The sequence below is a fragment of the Nitrosomonas marina genome, from assembly GCF_900111605.1.
Classification (GTDB): Bacteria; Pseudomonadota; Gammaproteobacteria; order Burkholderiales; family Nitrosomonadaceae; genus Nitrosomonas; species Nitrosomonas marina_A.
Window position 1 is genome coordinate 68,638 of the sequence record NZ_FOIA01000006.1, and the last position, 14,777, is coordinate 83,414.

Genomic DNA, 14,777 nt, shown 5'->3' on the forward strand with positions numbered 1-14,777 from the left:
TGAAAAGGGAATAACCCTTTCCCGTGTACTGTGCCTTGCTGCATAACACCACGATAACGCTGTACCTGACAATATCATATTGAAAGAGCACTAGAAGGGTACAACCATTTTATAGATTACCCTGATTAGTCTGGTTACGGGGACGCTGTTGCGATCAGTGATGAATCGCCTTGATGGTATTCAGGAAGCTGGAGTTATATTCAAATAAGTTTTCTTTGCACCCATCGGCGCCAGCACCAATACCAGCGGCCCGATTACCTCCCGCTGGTTATGCCCTCTGCATGTTGCTAGATTGTTGTTTCGGGGGGGCAGTATTAAAGCGCTATAACAGCGCCGGTATCTTGCTATAACCTAAGCAAAAACGGCGCATTATAATCCCAACTGTTTCCAGTTGTCCGTTTAAGAATAAACCGGCGTTTGAATCTACGGCTGCTTTGGCTAGTCTGTAACCAGCTTTGTCTGCTGTCGACAATCCTTTAAATTCAAGGCCTGGTTTGACGGCAAATTACTGATGTCTTGAGAAATAACAATGAATGCTGCTTGATCGAAGTTGCCAGCATGCAGTGCTCTGTCGCGGACTGTTTGTGTCGCCTACAGTCGCCTGCGAGAACGGGATGGCAAGTGACATTTCTTTGGCACCACAATTTAGCCATCATTCTCGGTATACCGGATAGCGGTAATCGCATAACGTACCCGGCCGGCAGGGCGCTGCACGGTTACTTCGTCATCGAGATGTTTTCTCATCAGGGCACGGCCCACGGGCGAATCCATGCTGATCCAGCCTTTCTCGACATTAAATTCATCCGGGCCGACGATACGGTAGGTGACGCATTCACCTGTTTCATCCTCGAGCTCGACCCACGCGCCGAAAAATACCTGATCCTGATTCGAGGGCAGCTGGTTAACCACGATTAATTCATCCAGACGTTTTTGCAGATAGCGAATACGCCGGTCAATTTCACGCAATTGCTTTTTGCGGTAAATATATTCAGCATTCTCTGAACGGTCGCCTTCGGCTGCGGCTGCGGCTAATGCTGCAGTGACTTCGCGGCGTGTTATCCATAAACCCTTGAGTTCCTGGCATAATGCTTCGTGACCTGATTTGGTGATATAGGCCGAGCTTTTGGGTTGTGGTGGACGATAGCGTGTCATGCGTAATTTTGTAGCATAATGAGAAACGCAAATGATAGCGTAATAACGAACCAATCAGGAGGTATCTATGCCCCGACATAATGCCGATATCGCCGCCATCTTTGAAGAAATTGCCAACCTGCTTGAAATTCAGGACGCCAATCCGTTTCGCATACGTGCCTACCGCAATGCCGCCCGTATATTAAACGATCATTCCCGGGATGTCGGTACGATGCTGAGGAAAGGCGAAGATTTAACCTGTTTATCGGGGATAGGGAAAGATCTGGCCGCTAAGATTGAGGAAATCGTGTCCAGCGGCCATTGCAGCCTGCTTGATCGGCTGCACAAAAAAATGCCCGCTACGATTGGTGATCTGTTGAAAATACCTGGAATCGGCCCTAAACGTGTGAAAGCGTTGTATCACGATCTCGCTGTGCAGACCGTCGAACAGTTGTACCGCGCCGCGCGCGATGGACGTATTCGCGAATTGCCCGGTTTTGGTGAAAAGACTGAACTGAATATTCTGCAGTCCTTGGAAGCGCATGCAAATCAGACGCAGCGTTTCAAGCTGATAACGGCAGTTCAGTACGCCGAGGCGTTAGAACAGTCGCTTGCAACAGTGTCTGGTGTCAGTCGGGTGACGATAGCCGGTAGCTACCGGCGCATGCGTGAAACGGTCGGTGATCTGGATATACTGGTAGCGGCCGAGACTTCGCGTCCGGTGATACAGCATTTCATCGAATACGGCGAAGTCAACAGAATCCTGTCGGCTGGCGCTACTCGTGCCAGTGTTGTTCTTGAATGCGGCATGCAGGTTGATTTACGTGTTGTTAAAGCAGAAAGTTTTGGTGCAGCGCTGCACTATTTCACCGGTTCCAAATCGCATAATATCGCTGTCAGGCGCATTGCTCAGCAAAAAGGGCTCAAGATCAACGAATATGGCGTCTACCGAAGCGATAAACAGATTGCGGGGCAAGACGAAGAGTCAGTCTATGCCGCGGTCGGTCTGGCATATATTCCGCCTGAATTGCGTGAAAACCGCGGAGAGGTCACGCTGGCGCAGGTCGGACGTTTGCCGCAACTGGTTGAGCAGAGCGATCTGCGCGGCGACCTGCATGCGCACACTAACGCCACTGATGGACATAATTCGTTGCGAGAAATGGCGCTTGCTGCAAAATCGTTTGGTTTCGAATATCTGGCGATCACAGAACATTCGCGGCGGCTGACAGTTGCCCACGGTCTCGATCCGCTGCAGCTTTCACGCCAGTGTGCAGAAATAGACAAACTAAATGCGGAAATGGATGAAATAACGCTTCTCAAGGGAATCGAGGTGGATATTCTTGAGGATGGAAGCCTCGATTTGCCGGATAACGTGCTTGCAAAGCTCGATCTTGTCGTCGGGGCGGTGCACAGTAAATTCGATTTGTCCCGCGCCAGGCAGACAAAGCGTATACTGCGTGCATTGGAACATCCGCATTTTACCATGCTGGCGCATCCGACCGGACGGCTGATTCAGCGACGCGCACCGTATGACGTGGATATGGCGCGTATTATACGTGAAGCCAGAAACCGTGGCTGTTTTCTGGAACTCAATGCGCATCCTGAACGGCTGGATTTGCTGGATACTTATTGCCAGATGGCCAGAGAAGAGGGTGTGCTGGTCAGCATCAATTCCGATGCCCACAGTAACCACGATTTTGCCAACCTGCGGTTTGGCATCGGGCAGGCGCGACGCGGCTGGCTGGAAAAAGACGATGTACTTAATACACGTTCACTGAAAGCATTACGCCAGCTGCTCAAACAGACAATGTGACGCCGTTTGTCAGCGTTACTGGATGAAGATTAATAATCACCGGGTTCGTTCGGTAACGCGTTTGACTGGTTGTCGGGCTTGACGTATAGTTCGCTCAAACTTGGCGTACAGGATTGTTCTATCCGTTCAATTGAATTTTGTGCAGTGACAATTACCTCAAACACCCACACCCGTTCTTAAAATGGCATTTCACGAAAACCGCTGGCTGGTAGTGGCAGGCGCGCTGATCATTCAGGTCTGTCTGGGCGCTATTTACAGCTGGAGTGTATTTGTGAATCCGCTCAAAGACGTTTTTTCTTTTACGACCACGCAGACTCAGGCGATCTTTTCTCTGGCGCTGGCTGCATTTGCGCTGGTAATGATTTTTGCAGGCAAATTGCAGGATAAAAAAGGTCCGCGTACAGTAGCAACGCTGGGTGGTATCGTACTAGGGGCCGGATATCTGCTGGCTGCGTTCAGTGGCGATAGTTTTCTGCTGCTAGCCTTATCAGTGGGTATCATCGGCGGTGCTGGTATTGGTTTTGCATACGTATGTCCCATTGCCGCTTGTGTCAAGTGGTTTCCTGACAAACGTGGTATGGTAACCGGTTTTGCCGTGGCAGGTTTCGGTGCCGGCGCGTGGCTGTTTGCAAAAATTGCATCCGGCTTTATCAACGCCTATGGTCTGTCGTCGGCTTTTATGTATCTGGGCATGATATTCATGGTGGCGGTTGTAACAGGTGCGCAGCTGCTCCGCAATCCGCCTGCTGGCTGGAGGCCCGCTGGCTGGCAGCCGCCTGCGTCGAAATCCGCAACTGCAGTGGCGATGGATTTTGAGTGGCGGGACATGGTCAGACACAGGCAGTTCTGGAGACTCTGGCTGATGTTTGTATTTGGTGCGGCCGCCGGGTTGCTGGTGATCGGGATATTGAAACCTTTTGGGATCCACAGTGGATTGAGCACTGCGGCGGCTGCGCATGCTGTCGGTGTTCTGGCCTTGTTTAATGGAGCAGGACGGATCCTCTGGGGCGCGATTTCAGACAGGATAGGCAGGAAAAATGCAATGATGCTTATGTTTCTGCTGCAAGGTGTCATGATGCTCGCCCTGATAAAAATGGGATCAAACGAAATGACGCTGTCTATTGCTGCCGCTTGGGTGGGTTTCAATTTTGGCGGAAATCTCGCGCTGTTTCCCGCGACGACCGCAGATTTTTTTGGAACCAGACATGTTGGCATCAACTACGGACTCATGTTTACGGCGTATGGTGTTGCCGGCATCGCCGGACCGATACTTGCAGGCAGTGTTTTCGACATGACAGGCAGCTACCTGTGGGCCTTTATTCCGGCGGGCGTTGCCTGCTTTGCCGCTGCCGGCATATCGCTTGGACTGAAGCCACCGCAACACGGTTAATGCTGTACAGAGATGTATTGAGAAGTGAACAAATACTATGCAATGCGTAATTTCTCAATTGTTTTCAACTGTTCGGCGCTAGTGCTCTTTCAACTTGATATTGCCGGGTTCAGTGCGCTTGTCAGCGCTCATGGCAAGGCGTGTTTTGCAGGAAATAGTCGTTCTATTACTAAAAGAATACTAGCCAAATAAATCCTGTATTTTTACTGCCTGGTTCCGTTGTTTTTTTAGCAATAGAGTAAATTCCTCAGCAGTGACGGCAGGTGAGTAACGGAAACCCTGTTCGAAATCGCAGCCAATATCTACCAGCAGACGCCGTTGTAATTCGGTTTCCACGCCTTCGGCAATGGTCTTTATATCCAGTTTGTGCGCCATGACGACAATGGCGTCTACCAGCGCGCGATCGGTGGTATTGTCGGCTAGTTGCTGAATGAAGGACTTATCTATTTTAAGGTAATCGATATCAAATTTTTTTAGATAGGACAGCGAAGAGAAACCGGTGCCAAAATCATCAATGGATACTTCTATTCCATCATTCAGAAATTCCAGTAATCGTTTTTTAACGACAGGCGTGTCTTTCAGCAGCAGGCTTTCGGTAATTTCCACGTTAATGCAGTTGCCTGGCATTCCCTGTTGAATCAGATAATCCGTCAACTGATTCTTCTTTAAAGAGGTGAGTTGTGTGGCGGACATATTGATGCTGACTTGCAGGAGATAGCCGAACTGGTTTTGCCATTGTTTGATGTTGGCAACTGTTGTAGTAAACACCATTTCACCGATTTGTTTAATTAACCCGCTTTCTTCAGCCAGGGGAATGAAGGTATGAGGGCTGATCATGCCGCGTTCAGGATGTTTCCAGCGCAACAGTGCTTCAGCTTTACAGATCAGCCCATGCTTGAGGTCCAGAATAGGCTGGTAGTAGACTTGTAATTCATTGCGCGATAATGCCTGCCGCAGATCATGAGTCAGCACCATTTTTTCATATGCTTCCTGCTGCATTGAACGGGTAAAGTAATTGAAACGGTTGCGTCCGGCCAGTTTTGCTGCGTACATTGCCTGATCTGCGTGCTTCATCAAAGCCTTCATATCAATCCCATCGTCCGGATAGATGGCAATGCCAATGCTGGTGGAAATATAATAATTGGCTTGTTTTTTGTCGAGCTTGAATGGAATACTCAGTTTGTTAATGATATTTCTGGCGATTGCCTCGATACGTGATTTGTCATCAATTTCCGGCAGAATAATGGCGAATTCATCACCACCAAGACGCGCTATGGTATCGGTTTTACGTACGCACGATGTGAGACGCAGGGCGACTTCCCTGAGTAGCTTGTCACCTTTGTCATGACCAAGCGTGTCATTGATATCCTTAAAGCGGTCCAAGTCAAGAAACAGCAATGACATCTGTTGGTCATTTCGTTGCGATTTTTTGATTTCCCGGGTTAGGCGGTCTTTAAAAAAATTACGATTAGGCAGTCCGGTAAGCAGGTCATAATTTGCCTGTTTAAATAGCAGTTCGTCCTGTTTTTTCTTTTCGGTAATGTCTGAAAACTGACCGACATAACAATACACGCTGTTATCAGTGTTGAGGATGACGCTTATGTTCAGCCATTTCGCATGTACGTGACCGTTCTTGTGGCGGTCCCATATTTCACCCTGCCAGTGACCCTCTGTTTGCAGTTTTTGCCACATTTTTTTGTAAAAAGAATTATTGTGACGTCCGGATTGAAAAATTCTGGGATTTTTCCCTATTACATCTCCAGGTTCATAACCGGTAATGCGTGTGAATGCCGGATTGATTGCCTTAATAAAATTATTTTCATCCGTTACCATGATGGCTTCATTGCAAAATTTATAAATTGTAGCCGCCATCGCCATGTAGTCTTCGTTTTCTTTTTGCTTGGTGATATCCTGGTAAACGCCGAGTACACCGATTATTTCATCATCAGCGTTACGCAATGGTACTTTTGATGTCCGCACCCAGATTGTATCGCCATTGGGCGTCGTTTGCGGTTCTTCATAGTCAAGCTTGGGAACGCCTGTTCTGATCACCTGCTGATCATCGTTACAGTAGCGCGTTGCCTGCTCTCTCCAATTTAACTGGGAATCTTTTTTGCCGATCATTTTTTCAGGGCAATTTTCTCCGGCATCTTGTGCAAAGGCGCGATTGCAACCCAGAAACCGGGACTCCAGATCTTTCCAGAAAATACGTACTGGTGCTGTATCGATTACAGTTTTGAGTAAATTGCGGGATTCAACCAGTGCCTGTTCCTTCTCTTTGCGATCTGTAATTTCAATAAAGTAACCAATTAATTCGGTATGATTGCCTTCGGGGTTTGTGACTGCATAGACCACATCTCTCATCCATAACCAGTGGCCTTTACAATGCTTAAAACGGTATTCGAGGATATGTTTGTTTTGCGTGGAGAAATCACATAAACTGGACATCACTTGATACCGGTCCTGGGGATGAATGTGCTCAGCCCAGAAGTCTTGCGTGCTGAGAAATTCCTCAACGGTATAACCCAGCATTTGGGTCAGGTTGTTGCTGACAAATGTGGCAGCGTATGGCGGCTCAGCCCTGCAGGTGTAGATGACGGCGGGTGATGAAGAGAGAAGAAATTCCAGTCTTTTGTTAAGTGTGCAAAGTGCAATTTCTGTCCGTTTGCGGTCGGTGATGTCGGTGGAGATGCCGCACATGCCAATAATCTCGTTCTGATCATTGCGAACGGGCTTTTTGACGGTCCAGTAAATTTTTTCTTTACCGGTAGATTTGACGAAAGTTTTTTCTTCCCTCTCTATTGTTTCGCCCTGCTCGATGACATGCCGATCGTTGAGCATCAATTCGTTTGACACTCCCAAATCGAAAAAATGACTGTCATCAAAGCCGATAATTTCCTCAAGCGGTTTGTTGAACAGTTCTTTCACAGCCCGGTTTACAAAGATATACCGTCCAGCGATATCTTTGATAAAAATATAGGTGCTGTTCTGATCCAGAATTGTTTCCATGCCAGAAATCAGGTCCATTGATGGAATTGATAGTTTTCCATCTGAATCCGGGTCGGATTGAATCAGAAACGCGGAAATTTTTTCTGGCGGTAAGTTTTTCATTTTGCGCCTTTGGAAACATTGCATAGGCTCATCATATGAGGCTGCTTAGCATGTATTATGATGGTTTTTGAGAAATAATAAAGTGCGCTTTACGGAGATCTTCCTGTTTATACGTTATTAAAAGTTACGATGCTGTCTCAGAATCCTTCAATCTCCTTCAGACTGATAGCGTATGCAATGCATTGGAAATAAAACGGCTGGTTCATGAAACCTGTTCCGCTAATAGTGGCATGTATTGTATGACTTTTCTCTGTTTAAAATCCGTTTTGGTAAAGACGCCACAGTCGAGTATCCAGCCGGAAACCAGTTCCGCGGGTGTAACGTCAAACGCCGGATTGTATATTTGTGTATCCTGAGTGGCCCAGCAAATGTGGCCAAAAGCGCCAGAAATTCCGGATACCTCGCTTGCTTTGCGTTGCTCGATCGGTATGCGGCTGCCGTCTGCGCAATGCCAGTCCATGGTGGTGTAAGGACCGGCCACATAAAAAGGAATTGTATGATATTGTGCGAGAACAGCCAGCGAATAGGTGCCTATTTTATTCGCGAAGTCGCCATTTGCGGCTATTCGATCGCAACCGACAATAATTTTCTGAACCTTGTTCTGCTGCATCAGGTGCCCGGCCATGTTGTCGGTGATCAAAGTGTAGGGGATATCCAGTTTTTTCAATTCCCATGTCGTTAATCGTGCACCCTGCAGTAATGGCCGCGTTTCGTCGACATACACATGAACTTGCTTTCCCTGCTGATGGCATTTTCTGATAACGCCGAGTGCGGTGCCAATACCTGCCGTTGCCAGACCGCCGGTATTGCAATGCGTGAGAATATGATCGCCGCTTGCTATCAATTCAGCGCCATTTTGAGCAATAGCTTCGCAAAGTGCGAGATCCTCGGTAAACAATTCTATTGCAATACTCAGTAATGCCTCGGGCGATTTATTTGATCGAATGCCGGCAATCATCCGGTTCATACATGTCATCAGGTTGACTGCCGTCGGACGGGCTGCATACAGCGCTTGCGCCTCGTTTTCGAGTTGTTTCAGGCACGTCCCTTTAATTGCCGATTGTCCCAGACCCAGCGCTGCCACGACACCGATCAAAGGCGCCCCACGGACTTTAAGCGTTTTGATGGCTTCAATGACCTCACCGACAGTAGTGAGCTGAACCCATTTTTCTTTCAAGGGCAACAGGGTCTGGTCCAGAATCCAGAGTTCTGTTTGGTGCGGTGTGTGCGTAAAACGAAGCGCCAGCGATTCCAGGTGTGTCATGCCTTAAGTTCTCCTGGCTGTAATGTTAAAAGGTCGCGAAAGGGAATTTTGGTATTTATTGTGTGGTATAGCGATTTTTCCGTTTGCTTTCATTGCTGTTCTGGCTGTTTCACAGGATAATAATGTTACAGTAATCGATTGCCAATACGTTGCCGCAAGGCTCTGAGTTCTGCGATCTCTTCGTCGGGCAGAAAGGTGAGCCCGCCGAGTGCATGCGCTTTCCATAATATTTCCGAGGAGTGTTCGATACGTTCCATTCCCATCCATGCTTCCTCGAGTGTTTCACCCCAGCTCAGCGCACCGTGTCGCGATAAAATCAGAGCTCTGTAATGGGGCAGAAATTGTTTTAAGTTATCGCCCATGGCCTGAGTTCCGGGGCGCGCGTAAGGAACAAAGGGAATGTCGCCACAGGCCAGAATGGCCTCGCTGACAGCATGTGACGGCAAGCATGTTAAATCGGGTCGAGCAACAGACCAGGCAATTGCAGTAGGCGGGTGTGCATGAACCACCGCTTTTGCCAGTGGGTTTTGTCTGTATACCGTCAGGTGCATTTTCTTTTCTGAAGATGGTTCTCCCTGTATGGTCTGATTATCCAGACTGATTAACGCCATTTCTTCAGGGACCATAAACGCTTTGGAAATACCGGAAGGTGTGATGAGTATTTCATTTTCACTTACGCGGCAGGATATATTGCCGTCGGCGGCTGCAAGCATGTTTTTTTGATGCAGTCGTCGGGCGATGTTGATGATCGTTTCACTGATACGGCGGTATTGTTTTATTTCTGTAACTTCCTTCATGTCTTTTGCATCGATCACTGGTCCAGCGCACCGCATCTACAGGTGCATTGCCCTTTATTTCGGTTATCTGCATGAAAGCAGCTGAGGGTCATTGTATCAGACAAAATAACGATATTCGGTCGGCAAATTGTAAACAGCATACGGTTATACAATTACTCTATGGCGGTGGCCAGATCGGTAGCAAGTTTCACCAGTATAGTTGATTGTTCCAGTTCATGAATGAAACGCCAGGGAATATTTGACAGACCAGTCTGGGCACCTGTCAGTGCGCCAGTCAGAATCGCACGCGCCTGGTTTTGTCCACCTCCGTTGATGGCATGCAGCACGGCCGATTCGAAGTCATTATGGAAGCGGGCAGCAAGGTAGTAGGCTGCTGGCAGTTGATGATAAATAGCGCAGGGCATGCCGTAAACAATCGATACCTTCCATGCCGGTTCAATATGAATTTCAGGGTCCGCAGCCGCAGCCGCCATATAGGACGGAGTGAGCAAAGCATCGGGTGAGGCAAAGCGGCCTGCGCGGGGCGGATCGGGGTCGCCGGGTCGTGGATTCTGCAGATTATCCCGCGTTACAATATGAAAGGGCAGCTTGCCGTTTTTGACCAGTTTCAGCAGTTTGTTCGAAAGCTCTGTATCCAGTGTATGTCCCTGGATCAGTAAACTCAGCACAGCGCCGTATGCAACGGTCATTGCTACGACGGTTTCATCGGATTGCGTGAGCAGGGTGTTCTCGGTGATGGCCGAAGCGAGTTGATCCGGCTGCAGTGCATAGCGCACGGCAATGGCAAGCGTGCGCTCTATGGCTTCAGTGGTGTCCGCATGGCTGCCGGTCTGTTCCCAGGTCAGTTTCTGTTGTATGCGTTGCCGCCAGACTTCTCGAATGGATTGGCTGGTATATTTTCCAGGGCCGCAGACGGGTGTTCCGTCCAGCATCGGAAACAGCGTTTCATCCATACGCTGGCAGAAATCGGTCTTGTCGTAGCCATTGCACTTAATAAGTGAACGGATCATCAGATTCAGTATAAAACCGGCCTGTGACAGCTGTCCGGCTTTCATTCCGGCATGATACCGGTCAGGTCTGGGGTCGGTATAACCGTCGATCCAGTCTCCGTAATCACGACGAAGTTCATCAAGGTTATAGTACCAGTGTGGACCAAGGGCCAATGCATCGCCGATAAAAGCGCCCATAATGGCGCCTTTGACCCGGTCCTGAAGATTTTCGTTAGGCATGGGTTGTTTCAATGTATACGATATTGGGATGATGAATGAAGCGTGTCTGCTTTCCTGCGGCTGTTTGCCAAAAATTTAACTTAATCAATTTGAAACCGGTTGATATTACAGTTTATATGATTGTCTGTCACGGTTTGGGATTGTTTATAATGGAACTTTATGAAGATTGAATGCCGCCTTGCTTGCACTGTGTTGACGACTCGGCTATGGTTTATGCACCAATGCTGGTGGCGAACAAACATAACAGGAGGTGAATGATGTATGCTTTTTGCAGCGACAGAGCGAAAAAATATACATTACAGCTTCTTTGCAAAGCCGGTTAATATTCCGGAATAAGGATAAATATAATGTTCAATTTAGGTTCCATGTTGAATCTGGGTTCTACGGAACCTGTCATAGGCAGCGCTTCTATCGTTGTCAGGTGCTCGTCCAACGAACTGTTTCGATACATCGGAGAAGACCTGTTCCAGAATTATCCCAAATGGTCCCCCGAGGTCAAGGAGCTTGAACAAATCACACCCGGCCCGGTACAACTGGGAACGATCGGGCGCCAGGTTCGTGTCGATCAGGGACGGCGTTCAGAATCGCGCTTTAAAATATCCGATTTTTCTGCAGGAGAACGGTTAACGTTTATCGGTGTGTCCGATCCTTATCGTTGTTCGTATGAGCTGCAGACAATCGATGCTGAAACTGCAACGAAGTTGACGTTTACATTTGAGTTGCTTGAATTGCTGGCAATTATGCGTCCATTGGAAGGACTGGTGCGAGCAACCATTAAGGATGGCGTTGGAAGAACGGTTCAGAATATCAAACGGTTGGCTGAGGCTGAGAAACTAAAATCCGGCTAACTAACAAACTAATTTTAAATAATTCTATCAGCGGGATAAAACGATTAGTAAATTAGCTATCGCGCTTGAATGAGATAATACATTTCATCGGTGGCAGCCCGCTAAATTATCAGATGAACCAGTCAAAAGGAAAAGTGTGATGGCACAAGATAAAATTTCCGATCTTCAAATACCCCAGGTGGATGATCGCCCGCTGTGGGATGTTATTTTTGGAATATATGGTTATCCGGCGCTGCTTCTGGCGCATCGTCTCAAGATTTTTTCCATTCTTGCTGAAAAAGCACGTACGTTGCCTGAAATCTGTGATGCACTTAACCTGAAACAGCGTCCTGCAGAAGCTATGCTGACAACAGCAACCGCACTGGGTTTTTTGACGCTTGAGAATGGACGTTACAGTCTGACAGCGGTTACCGAAACGTATTTGCTTGAGGACAGCCCGAATTACTTCGGTTTTTTCTGGGACATGATGATAGATAATTATCAGATCGCCTCAATTGCAGGTCTTGAAAAAGCTGTACTCACTGATGCGCCGCAGGCGTATGGCGGCGGCGATATTTTTAAAACACATGAGGAACAGATTGAATTGCTGCGCCGGTTTACAGCGGGTATGCACAGCATCAGCATCACATCAGCGCTGGTTTGGCCAACGCTGCTGGATTTTTCCAAACACCGTATTATGCTCGATATCGGCGGGGGCTCCGGAGCACATTCGATCGGCGCGGTATTGAAGCTGCCGAATCTGAAACAGGCGTTGATACTGGATTTCTCACAGGTCTGCGAAGTGGCGGAAGAATATATTGTCCAGTTTGGCGTGCAGGATCGTGTTAAAACACATGCAGCCAACATATGGCAGGATCATTGGCCCGCTGCTGATCTTCACTTTTTCTCAAACATGTATCATGACTGGATGCCCGATAAATGCCATTTTTTAACAGCTAAAAGCTTCACAGGCCTTGAGTCCGGCGGAAGGATTGTGATTCATGAAATGCTCTATGATGATGATAAAACCGGCCCGTTTACTGCTGCCGCCTATAGTATGGTGATGATGGGATGGACGGAAGGCAAACAGTATACTGGCCAAGAATTGACAGAAATGCTCGATAAAATTGGTTTCCAGGATATTCATATTCATAAAGCGTTTGGCTACCATAGTATTGTTACCGGGGTTAAGCCTTAGCGTACCGTATAGAGCGGGCAATATCAGATCGTCAATATCGGATCGCCAAAAAAACAGGTGCTACTGCACCTCATCAACCAAAACAGAGGTGTTGTGATTCAACAGTCTTCGAACGTAATCTTTTCGTTTTCTTTTTTATATTTTTCATCTTCTTCCAGCAGGCTTTCCGGTGGTCTGCTGTAAGCTTGTTGCAATAATTTAAATTTTTTTAAATAATATTCCAATGGCTTTTTGCACCCTTTCTTATCATATACACTGATGATTTTAGGAATAACATTCGGTGCCTGAGCGTTTCCATTGAATTTGAAAATAATTCTGTACTGTATCCTTTTCTCGACCGTGGCGCGTTTATAGTTTTCGGCAGGATTGCCTTGCTGGAATGCCGGATTGTCGCAAACGAGAAACGCGTCGAAATCTATAATCACGCATCCGCCCCTGCCTGAAAGCCCTGGAATGAATTTACTGTCGTCGCCCCTTTCGCCAAAGAAATGACTGAAGGAAATACCCGGAGAGTCCTGCTGCACAATGGCTGGTTTGGAATTTTTTTTATTGCCGGATCGGTTGGGTGTTTTGCCGGGCCTGATGTCGGGTTTGGTCTGTGGCCGTGTATTCCGGGGATTGTTGGTGAACCTGGGGTCGTATGCATTGCCGTTGCGGGCCAGACTTTTTTCCGAATCCAGAATGTCCAGCGTCCAGTCATGACCGAGCACCTGTTTTCTGAATTTGCCTTGTTGCTTAATCAGCGCCCGGGCCCAGGCAAATTGGATCACCGCATAGGGATGCGCGGTCTTGCAGCAGTTGCGTGGATTTTTGACAGCCCAGTAAAGCTCCAGATCAAAAATCTTATACTGCGTTCCTTCGCGTGTGTAATCTCTGGGCGTCTGTGCTATCTGTATCAAATTGCTTCCGGCATAAAAGGAAAGAGGGCCTTTGTGGGAAGAACTGCCGGATTTTTCGGCTGCGCTCCAGATTACGCTTAGCTTGTCGCTGTCTTCGCAGGGGTTCTGTGGGTCGTTGTCGGGAATAAGCTTGATAGTACCGACAAGCATTTCCTGAGCTGTTGCGGGATGTTTGGGTAACGGTTGCGGTGGCGGCACCAGAAATATCCAGCCTTCTTTCTCTATTTTTTTGATCTTTTGTTCCAGGTCTTCTTTACCTTTCGCGCTGATTTCCAATTGATCCTGTTCTTGAGCCTGCTGACCGGGCTTCTTGATATTAACGAACTTGACGGGTGTGCCATTTCGTTGCCATTCGATGATCAGTTTTCCAGGCAACCCTTTAATGTCTCTTGCCGATATATGCATACGAAGACTGGCGCCTTTATAGAGCCTCAGTTCCGGCCTGAAATCACTGAACCGGGTTCTTAGTACGTGGACTTTGCCTTCCTTTAGAATTTCGATCTGAAAGAAAACGGTCATTTCACATTTGTTGCGTACAACCGTTCTTCCGTAATCATCGATATCGGTATATAGCATGCCATTAGCGGGCGGCAGCCAGAATGCCGAGTAGCTGGCGCTGACCAGGCCGCCGATCGGGGTGCCGGCAAGACTCTGCAAACCTGGCGTCATGTGCGTAACACCGCTCATGTTCAGCGTTATGTCTGACAGAAAACTGATTTCCGATGATGCAACATCGACATCCTCGGGTCGCGGTTCCCATTCTGTTTCGTCCACGCGGTCAGTGTCAGTCTCCGGTGGCGGCCAGGTTTCATGAAGAATTTCGTCAGGCTCCCGCCACTCCGATTCCGCGAATGTTTCAGCTGTTGTCGGCTCGCTGAAAGCGTTTTCTGCGCCGGAAAAAATTGCCAGATCTTCGTCTTCAATGGGATGCATTGTAGCTGGCCAGTCAGTTATCTGGACACTGTTTCTGAATTCGAGCGGATTATTTGCCGACCGTAACAGTTTTCGTGCTCCGGGAGAAATGCCCAGGGGGTTCTCCAAAGAATGAGGCGTGTCGACGTCCGCTTCAGAACACTGACATTCTTCTCTTTCTTTAACCATAACGATTCACTCTTCGT

10 protein-coding genes are annotated in these 14,777 nt (G+C 48.0%); 4 read left to right on the forward strand and 6 right to left on the reverse strand.

Features of this window, described 5'->3' with window-relative positions:
• Positions 1-645 precede the first annotated feature (645 nt).
• Entirely contained in the window at positions 646-1,152 is a 507-nt protein-coding gene (greB, locus tag BMY62_RS04235; protein WP_090656990.1) for a transcription elongation factor GreB, read from the reverse strand.
• A 67-nt stretch (positions 1,153-1,219) separates the two neighbouring features.
• On the opposite strand from greB, the gene polX reads away from it, so the two are divergent.
• Positions 1,220-2,944 carry a DNA polymerase/3'-5' exonuclease PolX gene (gene polX / locus BMY62_RS04240; RefSeq protein ID WP_090656992.1) on the forward strand — a complete coding sequence of 575 codons (1,725 nt, stop codon included), beginning with the start codon at positions 1,220-1,222 and terminating at the stop codon, positions 2,942-2,944.
• A 181-nt stretch (positions 2,945-3,125) separates the two neighbouring features.
• Positions 3,126-4,334 carry an L-lactate MFS transporter gene (locus tag BMY62_RS04245; protein WP_090656994.1) on the forward strand — a complete coding sequence of 403 codons (1,209 nt, stop codon included), beginning with the start codon at positions 3,126-3,128 and terminating at the stop codon, positions 4,332-4,334.
• Positions 4,335-4,514: 180 nt separating this feature from the next.
• Here BMY62_RS04245 and BMY62_RS04250 read toward each other — a convergent pair whose 3' ends face one another.
• From BMY62_RS04250 to BMY62_RS04265, 4 genes are all read right to left on the reverse strand, one after another.
• Positions 4,515-7,445, reverse strand: coding sequence for a sensor domain-containing protein (locus BMY62_RS04250; protein ID WP_177170284.1), 2,931 nt, complete (start codon positions 7,443-7,445; stop codon positions 4,515-4,517).
• A 202-nt stretch (positions 7,446-7,647) separates the two neighbouring features.
• The gene (gene mtnA / locus BMY62_RS04255) at positions 7,648-8,709 is read right to left on the reverse strand and encodes an S-methyl-5-thioribose-1-phosphate isomerase (RefSeq protein ID WP_090656998.1); all 1,062 of its coding nucleotides are present in this window, start codon (positions 8,707-8,709) and stop codon (positions 7,648-7,650) included.
• 125 nt (positions 8,710-8,834) lie between these two features.
• Positions 8,835-9,506, reverse strand: a complete 672-nt coding sequence (locus tag BMY62_RS04260; protein WP_090657081.1) for a class II aldolase/adducin family protein — start codon at positions 9,504-9,506, stop codon at positions 8,835-8,837.
• A 152-nt stretch (positions 9,507-9,658) separates the two neighbouring features.
• Positions 9,659-10,735, reverse strand: coding sequence for an ADP-ribosylglycohydrolase family protein (locus tag BMY62_RS04265; RefSeq protein WP_090657000.1), 1,077 nt, complete (start codon positions 10,733-10,735; stop codon positions 9,659-9,661).
• 347 nt (positions 10,736-11,082) lie between these two features.
• Between BMY62_RS04265 and BMY62_RS04270 the strand changes: the two genes are divergently transcribed.
• Positions 11,083-11,583: an SRPBCC family protein gene (locus tag BMY62_RS04270; RefSeq protein WP_090657002.1), complete on the forward strand. Its 501-nt coding sequence runs from the start codon at positions 11,083-11,085 to the stop codon at positions 11,581-11,583.
• Positions 11,584-11,722: 139 nt separating this feature from the next.
• On the forward strand, positions 11,723-12,760 hold the full coding sequence (locus BMY62_RS04275; RefSeq protein ID WP_090657004.1) for a methyltransferase: 1,038 nt from the start codon (positions 11,723-11,725) through the stop codon (positions 12,758-12,760).
• A 98-nt stretch (positions 12,761-12,858) separates the two neighbouring features.
• Here the strand turns inward: BMY62_RS04275 and BMY62_RS04280 are convergent, their stop codons facing one another.
• Positions 12,859-14,760, reverse strand: a complete 1,902-nt coding sequence (locus BMY62_RS04280) for a hypothetical protein (protein ID WP_090657005.1) — start codon at positions 14,758-14,760, stop codon at positions 12,859-12,861.
• Positions 14,761-14,777 lie beyond the last annotated feature (17 nt).

Excerpts from the sequence above, each read along its gene's own strand:
- greB (WP_090656990.1), bottom strand. The coding sequence starts at position 1,152 with ATGACACGCTATCGTCCACCACAACCCAAAAGCTCGGCCTATATCACC.
- polX (WP_090656992.1), top strand. The coding sequence starts at position 1,220 with ATGCCCCGACATAATGCCGATATCGCCGCCATCTTTGAAGAAATTGCC.
- BMY62_RS04245 (WP_090656994.1), top strand. The coding sequence starts at position 3,126 with ATGGCATTTCACGAAAACCGCTGGCTGGTAGTGGCAGGCGCGCTGATC.
- BMY62_RS04250 (WP_177170284.1), bottom strand. The coding sequence starts at position 7,445 with ATGAAAAACTTACCGCCAGAAAAAATTTCCGCGTTTCTGATTCAATCC.
- mtnA (WP_090656998.1), bottom strand. The coding sequence starts at position 8,709 with ATGACACACCTGGAATCGCTGGCGCTTCGTTTTACGCACACACCGCAC.
- BMY62_RS04260 (WP_090657081.1), bottom strand. The coding sequence starts at position 9,506 with ATGAAGGAAGTTACAGAAATAAAACAATACCGCCGTATCAGTGAAACG.
- BMY62_RS04265 (WP_090657000.1), bottom strand. The coding sequence starts at position 10,735 with ATGCCTAACGAAAATCTTCAGGACCGGGTCAAAGGCGCCATTATGGGC.
- BMY62_RS04270 (WP_090657002.1), top strand. The coding sequence starts at position 11,083 with ATGTTCAATTTAGGTTCCATGTTGAATCTGGGTTCTACGGAACCTGTC.
- BMY62_RS04275 (WP_090657004.1), top strand. The coding sequence starts at position 11,723 with ATGGCACAAGATAAAATTTCCGATCTTCAAATACCCCAGGTGGATGAT.
- BMY62_RS04280 (WP_090657005.1), bottom strand. The coding sequence starts at position 14,760 with ATGGTTAAAGAAAGAGAAGAATGTCAGTGTTCTGAAGCGGACGTCGAC.